1 protein-coding gene is annotated in these 1,604 nt (G+C 70.2%); it reads right to left on the bottom strand.

Features of this window, described 5'->3' with window-relative positions:
• Positions 1–31: 31 nt before the first annotated feature.
• The gene (locus AC0T5L_RS27060; protein ID WP_476168322.1) at positions 32–1,471 is read right to left on the bottom strand and encodes an NF041680 family putative transposase; all 1,440 of its coding nucleotides are present in this window, start codon (positions 1,469–1,471) and stop codon (positions 32–34) included.
• Between the last annotated feature and the right edge of the window lie 133 nt (positions 1,472–1,604).

Here is a 1,604-nt window from a genome sequence, read left to right as displayed (position 1 = left end):
ACCCTTCTCAAACATGCTCTCAGCTTGTCGTTTAACCTGTCCGGTTTCTGTGTTCTGTCAGAGTCACAGCACGTTTGACGGTCTTACCGACCTCATGCCGGAGCGCGGGCCTGTGGTTCTTCGAACCAGGCGGTCGCCCGGGACCGGGTCGGGAGGGTTTCGGCGCGCTGGCCGGACAGGCCGCCTTCGCCCGCAGGTGGCGAAACCCCCGCCGCACCCGGGCCAGGGTGAGGCGGCCCGGCCGGGCCGCCCGCTCCCAAGGACGGCGCAGGTCCTCGGCCAGTGGGCGGGCCAGCCGCAGCTGGGTGTGCGCGGCGATCACCAGCCAGGTCCACCGATCAGCGGCCTCGGGCGAGCGAACACAGGGAGCGGTCCAGCCCAGGGTCTGCTTGAACAGCCGGAAGGTGTGCTCCAGGTCGAAGCGGCGCAGGAACGCCTGCCAAAGCCGATCCACGTGCTCGGCGTCCACGCCGGTGGCCGAGGACCACAACCACACCGGCTTGGGGTCGCGGTTGCCGGGCAGGTGTTCGACGGCCAACCGGATCAGGGTGCCCTCGACGACGGGCAGGTCGCCGTCGTGGTCCAGCCAGGGCCCCCGGTGGGACAGACGGGGGTGCATCCGATCCCACGCCTGGGCCCGCGCTGTCCCGTAGCGGGTGGTGTCGGTGGTGGTGGCCTGGTTAGGAGCGTGCCAGCTGCCGGGCTCGGCCAGGGTGAACACTCCGCCGTGCTTGCGCGGGCGTCCGATAGCGCCTGGCGGTCGGGGCGGCGCGGGCCGCAGCATGACGCGGTCGGAGCGGATCCGGCCCACCAGCTGAACGGGCAGGTCGGCCAGGACGAAGGCCAGGCGGGTGACGTCGTAGCCGCTGTCCATGACGATCAAGACATCCGGGTCGCCCTGGCGGTGGTGTTCGGCGGCGATGAGGCGGCCTACCACTGCGCGCAGCTGGGCGGCGGTGACGACGGTGGCGTCGTCGGCCGGGTCCAGCCGCACGGCGTCCAGGACCGCGGTCCAGCAGGTGCGCCCGGTTTCCAGGGCGGCGACGAAGGAGTAGGGCCAGCCCGGGATGAACTGCGAGGCGTTCTTGGAGCGGCCGTAGACGTGGCAGAACAGCCGGTTCGGGCTGGTGGGCGCGTCGGGTCGTAGCCAGGGCGAGATGTCCACGGCCAGGATGATCCGACCGTCGGCCGCCCGGGGCAGCGGTAGGGACGCCAGGGATCGACGCAGTCGGTCAGTGTGGATACGGCCGTGGTTGAGGGCGTCGTACATCGCTCCGTGGCCGCGTTGGTGCTCGGCAACCAGGGTCAGCTCGGGCAGGGAGGTGACCGGCCCGTTCGCGCACAGCGCCGCGTCGCACAGCTCGAACAGGGCGTTGGCGCGGCGGGGCAGGCAGGTGTGCAGGTCGGTCCGGAATCGGGACAAGGTGGACAACGACTCGACGTGGGCGCTGTCATCGGCAAGACTCGTCATAGCGGCCGTTTCTTGTTGCTTCGTTACTCGACATCTCGAAGCATGGGGGACGGCCGTGCCTGTTGTCGGGGGAACGACGAAACCCGTGGCCGGAGCGGTGCCCGAGCCACGGGCGGAGGTTAAACGACAAGCT

Source organism: Nocardiopsis sp. TRM 82005 (genome assembly GCF_056312425.1).
The sequence above is the reverse complement of the archived record's forward strand: the minus strand, read 5'-3'. Positions and strand labels throughout refer to the sequence as shown.

Bases quoted from the DNA above. Each gene is read 5' to 3' on its own strand.
- AC0T5L_RS27060 (WP_476168322.1), bottom strand. From the start codon at position 1,471: ATGACGAGTCTTGCCGATGACAGCGCCCACGTCGAGTCGTTGTCCACC.